We start from the raw sequence: 16,559 nt of genomic DNA on the forward strand, positions 1-16,559 counted from the left end.
CGCCCACCCCCTCCCCCTCCACCACAACCCCCCCCTCCTGCTTCTTCCCGTGGTGGGGGGGGGGGGCCACCCCCCCCCCCCCCCCCGCCACCCTGAACACACCACACCCGCAACCCCATCCACAAGGCGGCATCGATGAACAACACCGACACTCCCCTGACCACCACCACCGCACGCGTCTTCATCGAGGACAACGTCATCTTCCTCGGCGACCCCGACGACCCCGACAGCCCCATCCACACCGGCGACGTGCCACCCCCCGACGCCACCGGGCTGGTCGCCGCCGCCGACGGCGCCATGCAGATCACCTGCGGCGTCAACGTCGGACACGTCACCATCACCGCCCAAACCTGGAACCAGCCCCCACCCGCCACCATCGACGACTGGGACGACGTCGCCGAAACATCAGTGCACTGGAACACCGACCGCATCCAGGTCATCGGCGCGGCCGTCGACGACGCACCCCTGTTCCCCATCGACCTACCCGCCACCGACCAGCACACCTACCGGGTCCGTGACCACGCCCGCAACCGTGACGCCGGCGAGGACCGCACCGACACCGACCCCACCGAACACCACCTCCTGCAAATCTGGCCCGCACCGCAAGCCCCAGACCAGCTACTCAAAGCCACCGACACCGTCGGCCAAACCTGGCGCGTCTAACCGCCCTGACCACACACCACGCCGTCATACCGGAAACGTGCACCGTGGTAGAGCCCGTGCGCGTACGGGGCTCCCGGCTTTCGGCGACCAGAAACCTCGCGTGGCCGGCGTTGACGTTCACCCGCGCTGGTAACCCGGCCGGAGGCCGCCAGCAGGCCTGCCGCTTCTCGTTCGAGGTGGCGAGGCCGAGCGGTCTTGACCTGCGGTTCGCCATTCGGAGGTGCGGTGCTCACTGGTCATCGTCTCTCACTTGAAGTGGCCGGTTTCCGGAAAGGGCGTGCTGGGTGGCCCGGCTGGCTACCCACCAGCTCGGTCCGTCAGTAGAGGAACGGCAGAGCCGGAAGATCATTTTCGGAGTCCACGCCGTCAGACCTACCGAGCAGCCACGCAAGCAGTTGTGCCTGCTCAGCTCGGACGGCACATGCGTCGACCTGGACACCCAACCGATATTCCGCTCCGGTGTCCGAGGCGATCAGGTGCAGAGAAGGGGCCCCTCGGCGACCAGAGAAAGCCGCGACCACGTCGCCGATCAACGCTTCAACGAAGTCAGCAGGCCAGTGACCAGGCCGAAAGTCGGCCCGGAGGTCGACGTGGTGCACGAGGACCTCGGTAAGCCGAGCATCTGCCACCCGAAACGCCGGCCTCTCCTTGCCAGACGTCCACCGTAGAGGGTGTGACCACGCCTCCGGCGGCATCACCTCATACGCGTCAGCGAACCGGGACGCACTATCACGCACGTCGGCCAGCAACGACGTCGCCGCACGGCTGCTACCAGCCTCAATCTGCTCGGCACGCGCCTGCATACTCGCGTACTCCGGCGTTTCCACGCCGGTCCTCGCCCAGCCCAACATCCGTGTCCCACCGTCCGCGTTGCGCGCAATATGGGTGAGGACATGCCCACGGGACCACCCGGGCAGGAGCGAAGGTTGCCGTACATCCGCATCGTCAAAACCTGCTGCGGTTCCCAGCAACTGCTCGGTCGCGGTCGCGATCCTGCTGAGTAGCACCCCCGGCTCGAATTTCACGCACGTCACGGTGTCATGGCCCGTCCGGTCGTCTGCGGCAGCCCGCGGACTGCGCAGGCGACGAGTCCTCGCCAGATCGGCTGAGAACTCACCGAGACCTCGCCACCCGAGCGCCTCTACCCGCCAGTTCAGTTGAGAACTGACAAGGCTGAGCGCGGCCGGGGGCCCGCGACGCGCTTGTCGACGACGGCTGAAGGGACTGTGCCACGACCTCGTATAGTTTGATCCTGTCTAGAACGATTTGGGATCTGAGCTTGGCGCGGATGTCGCATACGTTCCGTAACGCGCTGTCGATCTGGTCCTGGGCGGCGGTGATCTGGCGGTGCACCGAAATATCGACGAGTATGTTGTCGAGGCTGATGTCGGCGAATCGAGTAATGACGTCGGCGTGTGGCTGGTCGGCGAGTGTCGACAGCGGCGTACTGGTCAGTCTTTGGCGCAGTGCGGACAGGTGATCTTCAGCTTGAGCTGCCACGTCCAGCGCCGCGTCTAACTCGTTGTTCTTGATCATGCTGATGATGGATCCGCCGCCGAGGATGTCCACGGCTGACCAGCCGGCCGTGCAGTCCAGTGCTCTGGCTGTCTCCTCGAGAGCCGCGACGGCGGTGTCAGCCAGGTTCGCGGTGTCCATCAACTCGCGTAGTTCGACTTGCAGCCGTTCGCGCAGTTCGGAGAGTTCGTTGAGCCGCGGGTCCGGGTTGTGATCCATCAGCGGTAGCCGCCTCAGCTCAGAGCGTGGGGCTTGCGTTCGGCGCCGTCCGACTCGGCTGTGCGTCGAAGACATCCATCATCATGTCGCACCTGCGCAAGCCCGACTCATGCTCATTAACGACCGCCCCGTCGTCACGGTCACCCCGGGCCGGCACCTACCTGCGGGGCACCCTCACCGCCGGCGTGACCAACGTCCGGGACACCACCGGCCTCACCTACCTGGCCGCCTACCTCGACGACTGGCAGCCGGGCGCTCACACCGGCAAACAGCCTTGGGCAGTCCGGCTGAACAGCCGGGAGACCGAGGACGGCAAGCACACGCTCACCTGGGACGCGATGGACACGGCCGGCAACATCACCACCGTCCGACGCGCCGTGTACATCGACAACACCGCGCCGTCGGTCAGGCTCACGAAGGCGCCGAAGAACAAGGCGAAGCTGACCAAGACGGTGAAGCTGACCGCGTCCGCCAGCGACCGGTACGGGATCACCCGCGTGCAACTGCTGGTCAACGGCAAACTGGTAGCCACCGACACGAAGGCCGGCTACCACTTCACACTGAACCCGAAGAAGTACGGCAAGACCTTCACCGTGCAGCTACGCGCCTACGACAAGGCGGGCAACACCAAATACACGACCAAGCGCACCTATCGACGGTGACCTGACGCTCGCGGTCATCGGCGGGCCTGCCGCCGCGCTGACCGCCGCGCCGGTGCTGTTCGCCGTCAATCGGCACACCGGCGCCGGCTACCTGATCCTGCTGGGCATCCAGGCCCTGTGGCAACGCGCGCCCGGCGAGGACACCCGCAGCCGGCCACCCATGGCTTCGGTCGTGGGAATGGGGTTCTGGCGCAAACTCCGTGAAGCCGGCCGGTAGTCCTCAGCACCGCCTCACGACCGAACCATGACCTGCACGAACGCTGCCATCTTCGACGCCTGGCACCAGGCCACAGTGATCATTCACGGAGTTTGCGCCAGAACCACTCGGCTCTGGCGCAAACTCCGTGATTGATCATGACCGTGCCGGCTTGCGACGGTTTCCGGGTTGGGGCGACTAATCCCACCAGAAACGCCATAGCGGCGCATCGGCGGCCTCAGCTGCACCAGGCGTGCGCCGTCGAGCCGGGTCAGAGTGCGCTGTAACTGGCGGGGGCCGCGCCGTCCGCGCCGACGGGACCTTGGACGGCGTGGCTTTGGCGACGCCCCGGATCTTGGCGGCCGACGTGGGCCGGTTCAGCTCACGAAGAAGCCGTTCGGGGTCCGCAGGACGGCGCTGTCGGCGGTCCGGACGTCGTTGAGGGCGCTGGGGCTCTCGACCATGATCTTCTTTCGTTCACGCTGGACGTCCTGGTGGAACCTGGTGAGCCCGGCGGTCAGTTCCTGCTGCTGCGCATCGATCGACTTGGTCAGCGCGGTCATCGCGTTCTGCATCCCGGCGATGATCGGCGGCACGGTCATGCCACCGATGGCGACTTTCTGGGTCTGCAAGGGTCCGGTGTTGGACAGGGTCGTGGCGAGGCTCTGCAGACCTTCGACGCCGACGGCCGCGGCGACGGCGGCCCCTCCGGCGCCGGCGGTCACGCCGGCGAAGATCACCGCGGCGATCGCTCCGGCGATGGTGAGGATGGCCACCGTGTTGGAGGCGTTCGCGCCTGGGCACCACGCGTCCAGGCCGTCGAGGGCCTTGTAGGTCTTCTGCCCGATCTCCCAGATGTCGGTGTTGATCCGCCGGTTGATCTCCAGCTGGACCTCCAGGCCGAGCGCCAGCGACAGCACGACCTCCCGCTGCAGCACCGCAGCCCGGACGTTGTTCTCCAGGTAGTGCTCGAAGGCGAGGGCGGCGTTGCCGGTCCATTCCTTCATGTGGCCCTTGATCAGGTCGACGACCTCTGCCACCTGGGCGGCGCCGGTGATGGGGTTGACCGCGTTGGGGGCGACGATCGTGTTGTTGCGGGCGGTCAGCTGCAGGTCGACCTGCACGGTCGCGGCGACCGAGTACAGCGCGTCGAGCATCGGCCGACTGTCGTCGGGGTTCGGCAGGGCGAACGCGGAGAACATCGCCGGGATCGCGGCGTATGTCTCAGTCACGTACGTCCGCAGGTTTCCGTCGTCGTCGGGGCGGCCTTGCGCCGGGGGCGTATAGCCGGGTATCTGGGTGGTCTGCCCGGTGTCCGATCGCGTGGCGTCGTTGTTGGCGGCCTGTTGGGCCTGCGCGTATGACTCGGCCTGGTCCATCGTCACCGCGATGGCCTTCTTCCGGATCTTCTCGCCGAGCGCCTGCAGATCGCCGGGGCTGCGGTATGCGAAAGCCATGGTCTCCCCCTGTGTGATGCCCTGCTAGACGCCGGCGTCCTTGATCACGACCGGCGGTGGCACGCTCTGCGAGAAGGTGTTCTCAGCCTCTTGAAGGCTGGGCGTCTGGCCGTTCGCCCACGCCGATTCGAGGCTGGTGCGCGCCGCGTCATCGGTGGCGCTGTACGCGTCCACGATGTGCTCCATGACGACCCCGGCGTCCAACATGCCGATTGCCGTTCTGCCGAAGACGTTCTGTATCTCGTCGCGAAGCGCCGACCAGACGACCTGGCTTGAGGCCGTTCCGCCGTCGGGCGCCTGGAAAGCGGCGGCCTCCCCGCCGGCCGTGCCGTTCACGGCCTGGTTCATCGACGCGTAGGTGAAGCTGAGCTCCGGCAGATCGACACGGCCCACGATCCGCAGCTGCGACAACTCGGCCGCGAACTGCCACCCTTCCATGGCGGATCACCTCTCCACGAGTGGCTCGATCACGAGCCGTTGCAGGGCACGCCCGGGCTGGGCGGCTGCTCGGTACGCGGCGTCTGCGGCGCGTAAATCTTGGTGCGGGCGAAGTCGACACTCGGCAGTGGACCCACCGGGAAGGACGGCTTGAGCAGTGTCTGGCCGATCGTCAAGTCCGCGTCGGCATAGATGATCTTGTCGGCCTTGTCTCGCATGATCAGGACGAACTCGGCGACACAGACCGGGGCCGACGACGGCTCCGCTTGAACAGTGCCGCCGACTTCGAAGGTACCCAGCGTTGCGGGCTTGGTCCGGGTCAGGTTCACGACTTCGGTGCGCGCCCAGGCGGAGAAGTTCTCCGGCGGATAGACGCCGAAGCCGATCACCTGAACCTTGAGGCTGCCGATCTTCTGATCCTGTTTCACCTGCAGATCGCCGGCTGCGGCCAGTTCGCCGCCGGGGAAGAGGACGCCGCCGGACGCGATGTCGTCCGCGCCGGCGATCTCGTTGCCGTCCGGGTCCACCGTGGTCACCCGGAAGCGCAGCTCTCGGACCACCTGATCACACTGGCTGCGGTAGACGAACCCGTACTTCGCCTTGGCAGAGTCGGCCCAGGTAGATGTGATCTGCGGCGAGCAGTCCGGTCGCGGCGTCGCGGACGAGGTGGGCGCCGCTGACGGCGTGCCCGTCGGCTCAGCGACCGTCGGGCTTCCGTCGCCGCGGCGTACGACGATGGCCGCTGCGACCGCGACAAGCAGGGCGACGATGCCGATCAGCAGCCAGTGGCCCGGCTGCAGGCGGCGCCCGCCGGGTCGGTCGTCGGTCATGGCACTCCCTATCCGGCGGTCCGCATCGCACGGGGCAGGCCGATGTCGTAGACCGCGTCCCTCAGCAGGGTCAGTTTCGCCCGATGGTCGGCGAGCAGAGCGGCGATCGCGGTACCCAACTCGGCCACGAACTCCGGCTCGGTCAGCGACCCTACCGGCTCACCCGCGATCTCCACGTGCCAGGACACGAGCGCCCGGCTGCGCACGGTCACGCAGCCATGCGACGACACACCGACAACGTCCAGTTCGGCCAGCCGCTGCTGGAACTCGCGGTCCCCGCCGGTGGGCTCCGGCTCCTCGTCCTGTTCAACCCAGGACTCCACAATCTCCAGGTAGCGTCGGCGATACCGCGCCCAGAGCACCGTGGCCAGCGCCTCCAACTGGCGGGCAAGCGTGGCGGCCCGATAGCTGCGATAGGTATCCCAAGCGAAGCTGACCTGGACGTCAGCGCGACCTCTGACGGTTGCCGCCAACCCGCCGTCGGGAGACCGGGCCTCCACCCTGAGCAGGCTCAGCCGCTCCGCCAACTCCCCCATGACACCTCCCTGTCAGCCTTCCGATGCTATCGGTAGCGGTCAATCGCTGCCGGCCTGCCTCCGCGTTCGTGCGGCCCCATGTCGGTGGTAGCGGCCTCGAATGCCTCACGACGCGCCAGGGGCACGTTGGTCGAGGCCGGGATCCGGAGGATCCGGCGGGCGGGGATCGCTTCCAAGTCCGCCTCGTGGATCGCTTCTCGACGGCGAGGATCAGCCTGTCCGCCACCCGCCGCCAGTGACGGCACGAAACCCGACTACGGATTTGGCCGATCCGTCACGTCGGCTGGGCTGCAGGTCAGGCGTCCTGCTGGCGCCGTCGCAGCATGACGACCACGATGACCGCTCCGGCGAGCACCACAAGGCCGGCGGCGGAGAGCGCGAGCAGGAGAGGGTTCGCCGCCTAGCGATCTGGCCAGCCCCGTCTTGACGGACATCCGAGATCAGGGGACCTGGGGTCTCCGGGAGGATGTCAGCGTCGCTCGTTCGAGACGAAGCCCTTCGGCAACCTCTTCATACACGATGATCTGATACGTGAACTCCGCAGACCAAGCCACTCGCCAGCTGACTTTGAAGATCGAGGACTGGCTCTACATCGACGGCACCATGGACAACGACATCAGGCGCTCCCGCGACAGAGGCTACGACGACGAGGAGCCGTCGGGTAGCTACTGGAATGCTCTCGCCGACCTCGGCTCAGCTATCCGTGAGGCGGGCTGGCGACAGCTGACACCCTGCCGGGCGCGTCCGTCATGGGTGGCATATAGCACCACGCTTGACCGATCGGTACATCATTGACGCCACGACAGTCACGGAGGACCGATGCAGTGGCCTGCCCAATTGGTAACGGTTTTTGCAGTGCTCGCCGGAGCTGTGTCCACATTCGTCTTCGGCAAACTTGCCGATCGTGGTCGCTACGCCCGGGAGCTCCAGCTACGTTGGGATCAACGCCGACTCGACGCGTACACCGAGTATGTGACGGCTGCCAAGATGGTAGGCGCGGCCGCCAACACCATCCTGGAAATGCGCATGGTCGGCGCACCGGACGAGGCGATCGCAGAGCGAGTGAATGGACTAGCTGACCTGGAGATGAATCGAAACCGAGCGTTTGAGGCGTTGCCCTTGATCGCGGACGGCGACACTATCGAGGCAGGTCACCGTCTCAATCACGCCGTGTGGGGTCTCGAGACTCCAATCCGCAAAGGTCATACGCCCGACGAAGCGGAGTGGCTGAATCTTGCAGACGCATGGGTGACAGCCCTGAACAACTTCCACGCCGCGGCAAGGCACAGTCTAAGCGTCGTCGGGTCCTTCTCCCGGCGTGACATCGCTGCTCAAGCTGTTGGCCGGCCCGAACGTCACCGCGAGGATATCTAGCGACCTGGTCTAAAGTCGTCTGCGACTCCAAGGCCGCTAGAAGGCGATGTGTCCTACGCCCGTTGCCCCAAGCCGGAGGATTGCGGCGTACCGCGTCCATCGCCCGCTCGGCGCGCGTTTCACCAGATCAGCGAGCCTCGCCACCCTCGCGGGACACGAACACGGGTCGACCCCCATCGGTGCCGGCGCCAACCCGAGATGCACCATAAGGCGGCTTATGTTGTAACGACGGTCATTCGACAGACTCCCGAACCACTCGCCTGCCTGCAGCCGGACCGCCTCCCGCTTCGCCCGCCCGCTCGTGGACAGGCCGCTATCATCGGGATGTCTCTTACCCTCCGACTTGCGCCAGCCATCAACCCAAGGCACGCAGACACGCCGAACCAGATCGATCAAGCTGACCATTCATGATCTGTATCGTCGATCCGCCGTCTCATACGTCGCGGCGAAGACCGAGTCGGACAGCCAACGGCGGAAAGACTCGTTGTCGCTGAACTCGCGGAAGAGCTGTGTGTCATCCTTGAGGACAGCTGTCATAACCCGCTGGAGCGCCTTATCGTGCTCGATCCGAGCGTTCTGTTTGTCGTTGTTCCGCCGGGCGTTCTGGTAGGCCTCGTCGGCGGCCACACGAGCCGGGATGTCCTCGGCAATGAGTCGCTGCACCCGGTCCTCGTCGCTCCAGTCAATGTTGCCCCACTGCTCGTTGAACGCCTTGACGATGTTCGACAGAACGTCCAGCTCGGGCTCAGGCTTGGAACCGCCGCCGCTGGTCGGCACCGGGTCGATCTCCACGTCCGCATCAGCCAAGACGATCTTCATCGTGGCCTGCTTCTCGACGCGGTAGCTGTCCATGTCGATCGTCTCGAGGATGCCACGCGACAGGTCCTCTTCCACCGGCGCGGGCAGCTTCGGGATGAGGTAGTTGAGGAAGATCGACAGACGCTCCCACTCGGCGTTCGAGTACGGAAGGATCGATGCCAAGAAGCTGTATGTGCGAGCGAAGGCCTTGGCCTTGCCCTTGAACTCGACTTGGTCGGCTTCGTCTAGGTCTGCGTTGTAGGTGGCGACGCAGGCGTCGAGGATTGGGTCGAGCCGATCGCGGTCCGCGCCATCGAGGTAGAGACGGACGAACTTTTCCACGTCGTCGGAGCCGTAGACGCCGGCCTGGTCGAGTTCGGCCTGGAGGTCGTGCAGCTTGTTCGGGTCGGTCTCGTCGCTCAAGAGCGTTGTCCGGTAGTACGGCTCGAAACCGGCACGAATGGCGTCGCCATCGTTCGCGAAGTCCAGCACCATGACGTCGTGCTTCTGAGGGTGCGCGCGGTTCAAGCGGGAGAGCGTCTGGACGGCCTTGACGCCCGCAAGTGGCTTGTCCACGTACATGGTGTGCAGCAGCGGCTCGTCGTAGCCGGTCTGGAACTTGTCGGCGCACACGAGGAAGCGGTAGGGGTCTTCTTGGATCTTGTCGGGGATATCCCGGCTAGGGAACCCGTTCACCGCTGACTCGGTGACCTTCGCCCCGGCGAAGTCGTGCTCGCCGGAGAACGCCACGATCGCGGCGTAGGGACTCTTCCGCTCACGAAGGTAGTCACGGATGGCCTCGAAGTACTGGAGGGCGCGCTCGATCGAGCTGGTGACAACCATCGCCCGGGCCTGACCGCCGATCTTATGCAGCGCCAGCACATGGTCGTGGAAGTGGTCGACCATGATCTCGGCCTTGAGGCGGATAGCATGGTCGTTGCTCTCGACGTACTTGCGGAGCTTCTTGCTGGCACGGCGGGTGTCGAACTCCGGGTCCGCCTCGATAGTTTTAACAAGCTTGTAGTAGCTGTTGATCGGGGTGTAATTCGCCAAGACATCGAGGATGAAGCCTTCCTGGATGGCTTGCTTCATCGTGTAGCTGTGGAACGGCCGGCGCTTGATCTGCCCGCTGACCTCGAGCGGCGAGCCGAAAATCTCCAATGTTTTGTTCTTAGGGGTCGCGGTAAAGGCGAAGTAGCTGGCGTTGGGCAACAGCTTGCGCGAGGTCATGATGCGGTTGATGGCGTCCTCGGCCGACTCGTGCTCGTCCCGCGCACCGGCCGCCGACAGTGCCTCGCTCATCTTGGCGGTGGCTTGGCCGCCCTGGCTGGAGTGCGCTTCGTCGATGATAATGGCGAAGGTGTTGTCGCGGTGGGCGTCCCCGATCTCCTGGTAGATGAAAGGGAACTTCTGCACCGTCGTGATGATGACCTTCTTACCTGCTTCGATGGCTCGTCTGAGGTCTCCCGACCTGTCGGCATGCGTGATCGTGGAATTGACCTGTGCAAACGACTTGATGCTGTTGCTGATCTGGCGGTCCAGGATGACGCGGTCGGTGACGACGATGATCGAGTTAAAGGCCGTGCGCCCATCGTGAGTGAGGTCGATCAGCTGGTGCGCGAGCCAGGCGATGGAGTTGGACTTGCCGCTGCCTGCGGAGTGCTGGATGAGATACCGGTGGCCCGGACCGTTGGCTTCACCGTCGGCCAGCAGCCGGCGGACAACGTCGAGCTGGTGGTAGCGCGGGAAGATCTGCTTGGCGGTGCGCTTGCCGGTCTTGGGGTTCTTCTCGACGACGATCTGGGCGTAGTTCTCGATGATGTTGGTCAGGCTGGCCGGAGTGAGGACGCGTTTCCACAGGTAGTCGGTCTTGAGACCGTCCGGGTTCGGTGGGTTGCCAGCGCCGTCCTGGGAGCCCTGATCGAAAGGCAGGAACCACGACGCCTTGCCCTTCAGTTCGGTGCAGAAGCGAACGACTTGGTCGTCCAGGGCGAAGTGGACCATGCAGCGACCGAACTGGAAGATCAGCTCACGGGGGTCACGGTCACGTTTGTACTGCTCGACAGCGTCCTCGGCGGTCTGCTTGGTCAGGCTGTTCTTCAGCTCGAACGTAGCGACTGGAAGGCCGTTAATAAACAGCCCAAGATCGAGCGCGAGCTGCGTCTCGTCGCGGCTGTATCGCAGCTGACGCGTGACCGTGAAGCGGTTGAGGCGGTTGCGCTCTTCGGCAGCGATGTTGCCAGGGGTCGGCGTTCCATAGAAGAGGTCGAGCTGATGAGGGCCGTGCCTCAGCCCATGGCGAAGGAGGTCAACCACTCCTCGCTTCGTGATCTCACCTTGGAGCCGAGCCAGGAACTTGCGGCGCGTAGGGTTGTCTCGGTGAAGGTCGAGCTCCGAAGCCACCTCGCCCTGGGTCGTCTCAAGAAAGATTGCCAACTGGACAAGATCTACGGCGTACTCGCGCTCGTAGTGCTGGGGTTCGCCCGGTAGCCACCCGCCTTCGGGCGAGGTCATGTGGCGGACGATGAGTGCCTCGAGGCCCTTCTCGCTCATATCGGTGCTCACGCGACCTCCCCGTCGTCGCCGAGGTCCTCGGTCGCCAGATAGTCCTCCGTCGCCGACTCACCCAGAGTGTCCTCGCCATCTAGCAACTCAGTCGGGCTCTCGGCCTCCCCGGACAGCCGCGCAGCCGCTTCGCGCACATCCAGCTTGCCGGTGACCACATCGGAGATGAGGCGGATACGGTACTCACGCAGGAGATCGATCTCACGCTGAGTCTTACCGACTGTGGTGCTGATGTCCGCAGTAAGGCTTGCGATCTCGTCGAGGATTGCCCGCTGTTCCACGAGTGAAGGAAGAAAAACTGGAACAGCCCTGAAGTCCGGCAGCGACACTCGGCCTCGCGTCGATTCAACGACAACCGGACCAACGGCAACTCTTCCTGCCCGCGAGTTCAGGTAGGTTACTAAGTAGTCCGCAATTACGCGGGATGTATCAGGCCGAATGCGAATGACATCCTGAGTGACGATACCGTTCGGCTGGCCGCTAGGGTAAGTCGCTGCCGTGCCAGGCGGATCGCCGACCTTGGCGATGAGGACATCGCCTGCGGCAACGTTACAGAACTCTAGCTTAGCCGCCTTCTCCGCCGTCACATGCACCTTGCTCACCCGCAGGTATATCCCGCGACTGATATCGCGTATGTAGATTACGGGTACCCCGGCAAGCATGAGTTCTGTCGTTAGCAAGTCGCTTCCGAACGGACCGTTTACGAACGTCGATCTGCCACGCGCTGCGAGTTGCCGAATTGCAACTCTCGACCAATGCTCCGGTACATCCCCCAGCCACTTCACATTGGAGGGCTTCAGGCGAACGCTGGGGTCTAGGCCGCGAGTAACGGCGTGGTAAATAATGGCCTGTTTCTGCTCCTCCAGCAGCTTGATCAGCTTTTGCTTGGCTCGAATGTAGCGACTTATGCGCTGGTCGGCGTCAGAGAGAAAACGCACGATGGCCGATTGTTCGTCTTCCGGGGGACAGACAATCGGAATCCGAAGAAACTCGTCCGGATATAGACGCAGTCTCGATGAGTTTACGCCTGTCGATCGCCGCGTATACTCTGCGGCATAAGTAGGTGTTCGCAAGAGTCGTTCAGCAAATGCTGGTGCGAGAGTCCAAGCATTTAGCGGCCTGTACACTCCATATGCTGGGCTAACGAGCCCTTCCTGCCTCGCTACGCCTAGCGCCGCCATCCAGGCCCACATCGTATTGATCACAATGTCATTAGGCCGGCAAATCTTATGCCCTACATTGGTGGCCGCGCGGAACATAGTAACGTTCTTCTCTTGCCGGCTCGTGACGCCAGTCAGGTGCGATACGGAAAGGAGCTCCTCGGCACCGGTGGTGCTGCGCTCGTCAACTTCTCGGTAGAAGTACTTCGCACGACGGGTGATCCAATGAGCAGGCAGCTCACCCAGCCACGGAATTCCGAAGTCCGCGTATTCACCGTAGGGCTTGAGATCATGAGTCACTTGATAGTCCCGCCGAGGATGTCGTTGAGACGGCCCTCTGTTTCTTTCTCTATCGCCAGGATCTCGGTACGAATTTCATCAAGCGTGCGTAACGGTTTCGGGTGGTAAAAGTGTCGAGTGAAGCTAATCTCGTAACCTGTCTTCACGCTGTCCGCCACGTACCAAGCATCGGGAGTATATGGAAGCACCTCGCGACGCAAGAACAACTCGATGCCACCGGGTTCAGCTATTGGAACTTGCTCACTGCCCCTTAGGTCAGCGTCAGGCTCATATTCCACCACAGCAGGCTTACCATGGATCTCCGCCTCGAAGAGGCCGCGCAACGGATCGGCTTGGGTACCACGCCTGTGAATCTTCTTGATGATCGGCGGGGCCTCCTCGTCCACTTCCGAGCTAGCACGAAGATTCTTGATTTCTTTGGCTGAGTAGACGCGCCCGGCTTCAACACCCTTCAGCCTCAGCGGTCGCTCGACAGCCACCTTGAAATATCCAAAATCTTCATTAGCAAAGATCTTGGAGTGCTCGGTCTGGTCGAAGTTAAGGAACGCATCGGTGATGGTCTTGATGTCACCCTCGGTCAGCTCGCAATTCTTCTTGCCAAGGTTCTTACGCAACGGCTCATACCAGCGGGTAGCGTCAATGAGCTGAACTTTGCCCTGGCGACGCTCGGACTTGCGGTTCGTCAGTACCCACACATAGGTGGCAATGCCGGTGTTATAGAACATATTAAGGGGCAACGCTACGATGGCTTCGAGCCAGTCATTCTCAATGATCCAGCGACGGATGTTGCTCTCCCCTTGGCCAGCATCGCCAGTGAATAGGCTTGAACCGTTGTGGACTTCCGCAATACGGCTGCCCAGTTTAGTCGCGTGTTTCATCTTTGAGATCATGTTGGCAAGGAAGAGCAACTGACCGTCACTCGAACGCGTGATGAGCGAGTACTCAGAGTCGCCCGCGTGATCAACGAGGAAGCGGGGATCCTTGATGCCCGCCTTGCCACCCATGCGATCGAGGTCGCTCTTCCAGCTCTTACCGTAGGGCGGGTTTGAGAGCATGAAGTCGAACTCGCGTGACGGGAAGGCGTCGTTGGCGAGCGTGGAGTACTCCGGGCCACCGACCAGGTTGTCGGCTGCCTCGCCCTCCCCTTTCAGGAGAAGGTCAGCCTTGGCGATGGCGTAGGTTTCGGAGTTGATCTCTTGGCCGTAGAGATGCGTCGCCACCTTTTTGCCATGCTTCGAGGCCAATTGTTGGAAGGCTTCTTCCGCGACGGTGAGCATCCCGCCGGTGCCGCAGGCCCCGTCGTAGAGAAGGTAGGTTCCAGACTCGATCTGGTCGGCGATGGGCAGGAAGATCAGGCTGGCCATGAGCTTAACGGCGTCACGCGGCGTCCAGTGCTCGCCAGCCTCTTCGTTGTTCTCCTCGTTGAAGCGGCGGACAAGCTCCTCGAAGATCGTGCCCATCGCGTGGTTGTCGAGACCGGGCTTGTGGACCGAGCCGTCAGGCTTGAGTACGGGATGCGGACTGAGATTGATGTCGGGGTCGAGGAACTTCTCGATGAGCGCGCCGAGGGCGTCCGCCTTGACAAGCTTGGGGATCTGGTTGCGGAACTCGAAGTTGTCCAGGATGTCCTGGACGTTGCCCGAGAAGCCGTCCAGGTAGGCCAAGAAGTCGTCACGGAGCTTCTGCTGGCTGGATCGCGAGCGCAGGTCCCGCATCGTGAAGGGCGAGGTGTTGTAGAAGGCTTGCCCCGCTGCCTGGCGGAGGGCCTCTTCCTGGTTATCCACGCCCGCGTTGTCGAGCATGGTCTTCATGTCCAGGACGGCGTCCTTGGTGGGCTCCAGCACTGCATCCAGCCGGCGAAGCACGGTCATCGGCAAGACGACGTCGCGGTACTTGCCGCGCACGTACAGGTCCCGCAGGACGTCGTCCGCGATGCCCCAGATGAAGCCGGCGATGCGATTGAGCTGGCTGGCCTGCATGTAGTCCTCAGTTCGTGATCGCTCGTGTGACGGATGTCGATCTTGATGGGTCAGGTCGAGGCGTCGCTCGACCCGCACGAAACGACGTTACCGGCGGGTGCAGACAGCCGTCGCGCAGACACCAGGGTCAGGATGGCGGCGGGCGCGGCCGATGGGGGCATTTCGGTGGCTGAGGGTGGTCACGGAAGCACCCTAAGCCCCTAGTCGGGACTCCTTCCCGTCACCCTCGGCGAGCCATGGTGAGGCGCACGGTCCTCGGCGACGACCACGTATCCGGAGCCCTGCTACACCTCCCCGGCTGCGCGTTGCTCGGCGCGGCGGCGGTGCTCACGCTGCAGCCGCACGGTGTGCCGGTCGAGGGCGATCAGGCGGCGGCGGGCCGCAGTCTTCGGTGGCACGACGGTGACCAGGTGGCCGTTGGCGATGCGCTACTGCTCGATCATCGCCACCCCGGCATCCAGATCCACGTATGCCCACCGCAGCCCGGCCGCTTCACCGCGACGCAACCCGTGCAACGCGATCAGCCACCACATCACCACTAGCCAGTCGGCCGCGACAAAGCTCAGGAACGTGGCGGTCTGTTCGGTGGTCCACACCGCCACCGACGGCCGTTGACCGGTCTGGCGCCAGGCCTCGACCCGCTGCGCGGTCCAGACCAGCGCGTGCGGCCGCCGCGACGAGGGCACCTCGACATCGCAGGCCGGGTTGTCGCGGAGCAGACCCTCGCGGATGGCGGCGTTGAGCGCCGAGCGCAGGGTCGCGCGGATCCGGTGCAGCGTCGATGGAGTCGCCGGCCGCCCGGACCGGTTCGTGGCCGCACGACAGCGGTGATCATGTCAGTGATGCGCCGTCCGGTCAGCTCACTGAGCCGGACCCCTGCCCAGATGCGGGATCAGATGGTTCTCAACATGAGTCTCGTACGAGCGCAGGGTGGTCGGCCGGATCTTCGTCCGCGTAGTCAGCCAGCGCTGCATCGTCCAACCCTCCGCGGTGGCCGTGTCGCCGTCGCCCAGCAGCGCGTCACGGGCAGCGATCGCCTTGCGGCGGGTCGGATAGGCGCCGCAGCCGCTCCCGCCGGGCGGGCAGCACCGGCACCGCACAGTCGAAGTACCAGCTCCCATGGCCCCGCTCCGCCAGCTGCGGACAGGCCGAGCTCAACAACCGACCGGTCTCCGACGACCGACATCCACACCTTTCGAACACTCCACCGCTCATCGCCACGCCTCCCTCAATCAGGTAGCTCAACGAGGAGCCTGAACAGCTCATCAAGAGCCGCCAAGCCACTCCGACGTGGAACTCCGGATCGACGCACCAACACTCACCGCAGCCGGCGAGCGCGCGGATCGCGGCTAGACCCGTGCACGCGAGGATCAGCGCGGCGAGCACGGACCGTGACCGCCGCGCCGACGGACGCGCGATCGCCTGCGGCAATCCGGCTGTTACGCCAGAGGCGCGGGAGAAGGGGCAGCAAGTCGGTCGCGGCCTCGGTGAGCGACGCCCGATGCGGCGCCGGCTCCTGGTAACAACCAGCCCACCCAAAGCCACCGATGCCTCTGCAATGCAAACCGCCTCGCCCAGCACCTCGGCCGTATACGACGGCACCGAGCCGACGGCCGCCACACCGACGATCTCGGCGGCGGTTCACCACCATGATGGTGTCGGGAACCCATGTCCGGGACGGCCCTACGGGCCCTGATGCCACCAATCGTGCGATCGATGCGTGATCCATGCGTGATCGACAACCCTGGCGTGGGCCATCACCCGACAGCATTAACCGACATTCGGAAATTGGGTAAGCCCAGGTGAGGTGGCATAGTTTGACACCGGGCGGCAATTTCAAACTTTGGCCGACATGAATAGCAGCGGA

General features: G+C 64.0%; 15 protein-coding genes. 5 read left to right on the forward strand and 10 right to left on the reverse strand.

Annotated elements, in window-relative coordinates; all coding sequences use genetic code 11:
* Positions 1-135 precede the first annotated feature (135 nt).
* Complete coding sequence (locus AB0F10_RS22715) at positions 136-663, forward strand: hypothetical protein (protein ID WP_360628288.1); 528 nt, start codon at positions 136-138, stop codon at positions 661-663.
* A 317-nt stretch (positions 664-980) separates the two neighbouring features.
* On the opposite strand, the gene AB0F10_RS22720 is transcribed toward AB0F10_RS22715, so the two are convergent.
* On the reverse strand, positions 981-1,688 hold the full coding sequence (locus tag AB0F10_RS22720; protein WP_360628291.1) for a maleylpyruvate isomerase family mycothiol-dependent enzyme: 708 nt from the start codon (positions 1,686-1,688) through the stop codon (positions 981-983).
* A gap of 88 nt (positions 1,689-1,776) precedes the next feature.
* Entirely contained in the window at positions 1,777-2,397 is a 621-nt protein-coding gene (locus AB0F10_RS22725; RefSeq protein WP_360628293.1) for a hypothetical protein, read from the reverse strand.
* Positions 2,398-2,480: 83 nt separating this feature from the next.
* Between AB0F10_RS22725 and AB0F10_RS22730 the strand changes: the two genes are divergently transcribed.
* Positions 2,481-3,059 (forward strand): Ig-like domain-containing protein, encoded by a 579-nt coding sequence (locus AB0F10_RS22730; protein ID WP_360628296.1) that lies wholly within the window; start codon positions 2,481-2,483, stop codon positions 3,057-3,059.
* Positions 3,060-3,111: 52 nt separating this feature from the next.
* Complete coding sequence (locus tag AB0F10_RS22735; protein WP_360628299.1) at positions 3,112-3,276, forward strand: hypothetical protein; 165 nt, start codon at positions 3,112-3,114, stop codon at positions 3,274-3,276.
* A 356-nt stretch (positions 3,277-3,632) separates the two neighbouring features.
* Here the strand turns inward: AB0F10_RS22735 and AB0F10_RS22740 are convergent, their stop codons facing one another.
* The 4 genes from AB0F10_RS22740 to AB0F10_RS22755 are packed head-to-tail and all read right to left on the reverse strand — an operon-like array spanning position 3,633 to position 6,516.
* The gene (locus AB0F10_RS22740) at positions 3,633-4,712 is read right to left on the reverse strand and encodes a hypothetical protein (protein ID WP_360628302.1); all 1,080 of its coding nucleotides are present in this window, start codon (positions 4,710-4,712) and stop codon (positions 3,633-3,635) included.
* 24 nt (positions 4,713-4,736) lie between these two features.
* On the reverse strand, positions 4,737-5,150 hold the full coding sequence (locus AB0F10_RS22745) for a hypothetical protein (RefSeq protein ID WP_360628305.1): 414 nt from the start codon (positions 5,148-5,150) through the stop codon (positions 4,737-4,739).
* Between the two features lie 29 nt (positions 5,151-5,179).
* Positions 5,180-5,980, reverse strand: coding sequence for a hypothetical protein (locus AB0F10_RS22750; protein WP_360628308.1), 801 nt, complete (start codon positions 5,978-5,980; stop codon positions 5,180-5,182).
* An 8-nt stretch (positions 5,981-5,988) separates the two neighbouring features.
* Positions 5,989-6,516 carry a hypothetical protein gene (locus tag AB0F10_RS22755; RefSeq protein WP_360628311.1) on the reverse strand — a complete coding sequence of 176 codons (528 nt, stop codon included), beginning with the start codon at positions 6,514-6,516 and terminating at the stop codon, positions 5,989-5,991.
* A gap of 531 nt (positions 6,517-7,047) precedes the next feature.
* Here AB0F10_RS22755 and AB0F10_RS22760 point away from each other — a divergent pair.
* Positions 7,048-7,311 (forward strand): hypothetical protein, encoded by a 264-nt coding sequence (locus tag AB0F10_RS22760; protein WP_360628314.1) that lies wholly within the window; start codon positions 7,048-7,050, stop codon positions 7,309-7,311.
* Between the two features lie 24 nt (positions 7,312-7,335).
* On the forward strand, positions 7,336-7,890 hold the full coding sequence (locus AB0F10_RS22765) for a hypothetical protein (protein WP_360628317.1): 555 nt from the start codon (positions 7,336-7,338) through the stop codon (positions 7,888-7,890).
* 405 nt (positions 7,891-8,295) lie between these two features.
* Here AB0F10_RS22765 and AB0F10_RS22770 read toward each other — a convergent pair whose 3' ends face one another.
* The 4 genes from AB0F10_RS22770 to AB0F10_RS22785 form a co-directional block, all read right to left on the reverse strand.
* On the reverse strand, positions 8,296-11,253 hold the full coding sequence (locus AB0F10_RS22770) for a type I restriction endonuclease subunit R (protein ID WP_360628320.1): 2,958 nt from the start codon (positions 11,251-11,253) through the stop codon (positions 8,296-8,298).
* Complete coding sequence (locus AB0F10_RS22775; protein WP_360628323.1) at positions 11,250-12,713, reverse strand: restriction endonuclease subunit S; 1,464 nt, start codon at positions 12,711-12,713, stop codon at positions 11,250-11,252. Before AB0F10_RS22775 ends, AB0F10_RS22770 begins: the two co-directional genes overlap by 4 nt.
* Positions 12,710-14,770 carry a class I SAM-dependent DNA methyltransferase gene (locus tag AB0F10_RS22780; protein ID WP_360628326.1) on the reverse strand — a complete coding sequence of 687 codons (2,061 nt, stop codon included), beginning with the start codon at positions 14,768-14,770 and terminating at the stop codon, positions 12,710-12,712. The genes AB0F10_RS22775 and AB0F10_RS22780 overlap by 4 nt, the downstream gene beginning before the upstream one ends.
* 350 nt (positions 14,771-15,120) lie before the next feature.
* A complete protein-coding gene (locus AB0F10_RS22785; protein ID WP_360628329.1) occupies positions 15,121-15,378 on the reverse strand; it encodes a hypothetical protein in 258 nt (85 codons plus the stop codon).
* Positions 15,379-16,559: the final 1,181 nt, after the last annotated feature.

This window comes from Actinoplanes sp. NPDC026623, assembly GCF_040638275.1.
Taxonomy (GTDB): Bacteria; Actinomycetota; Actinomycetes; order Mycobacteriales; family Micromonosporaceae; genus Actinoplanes.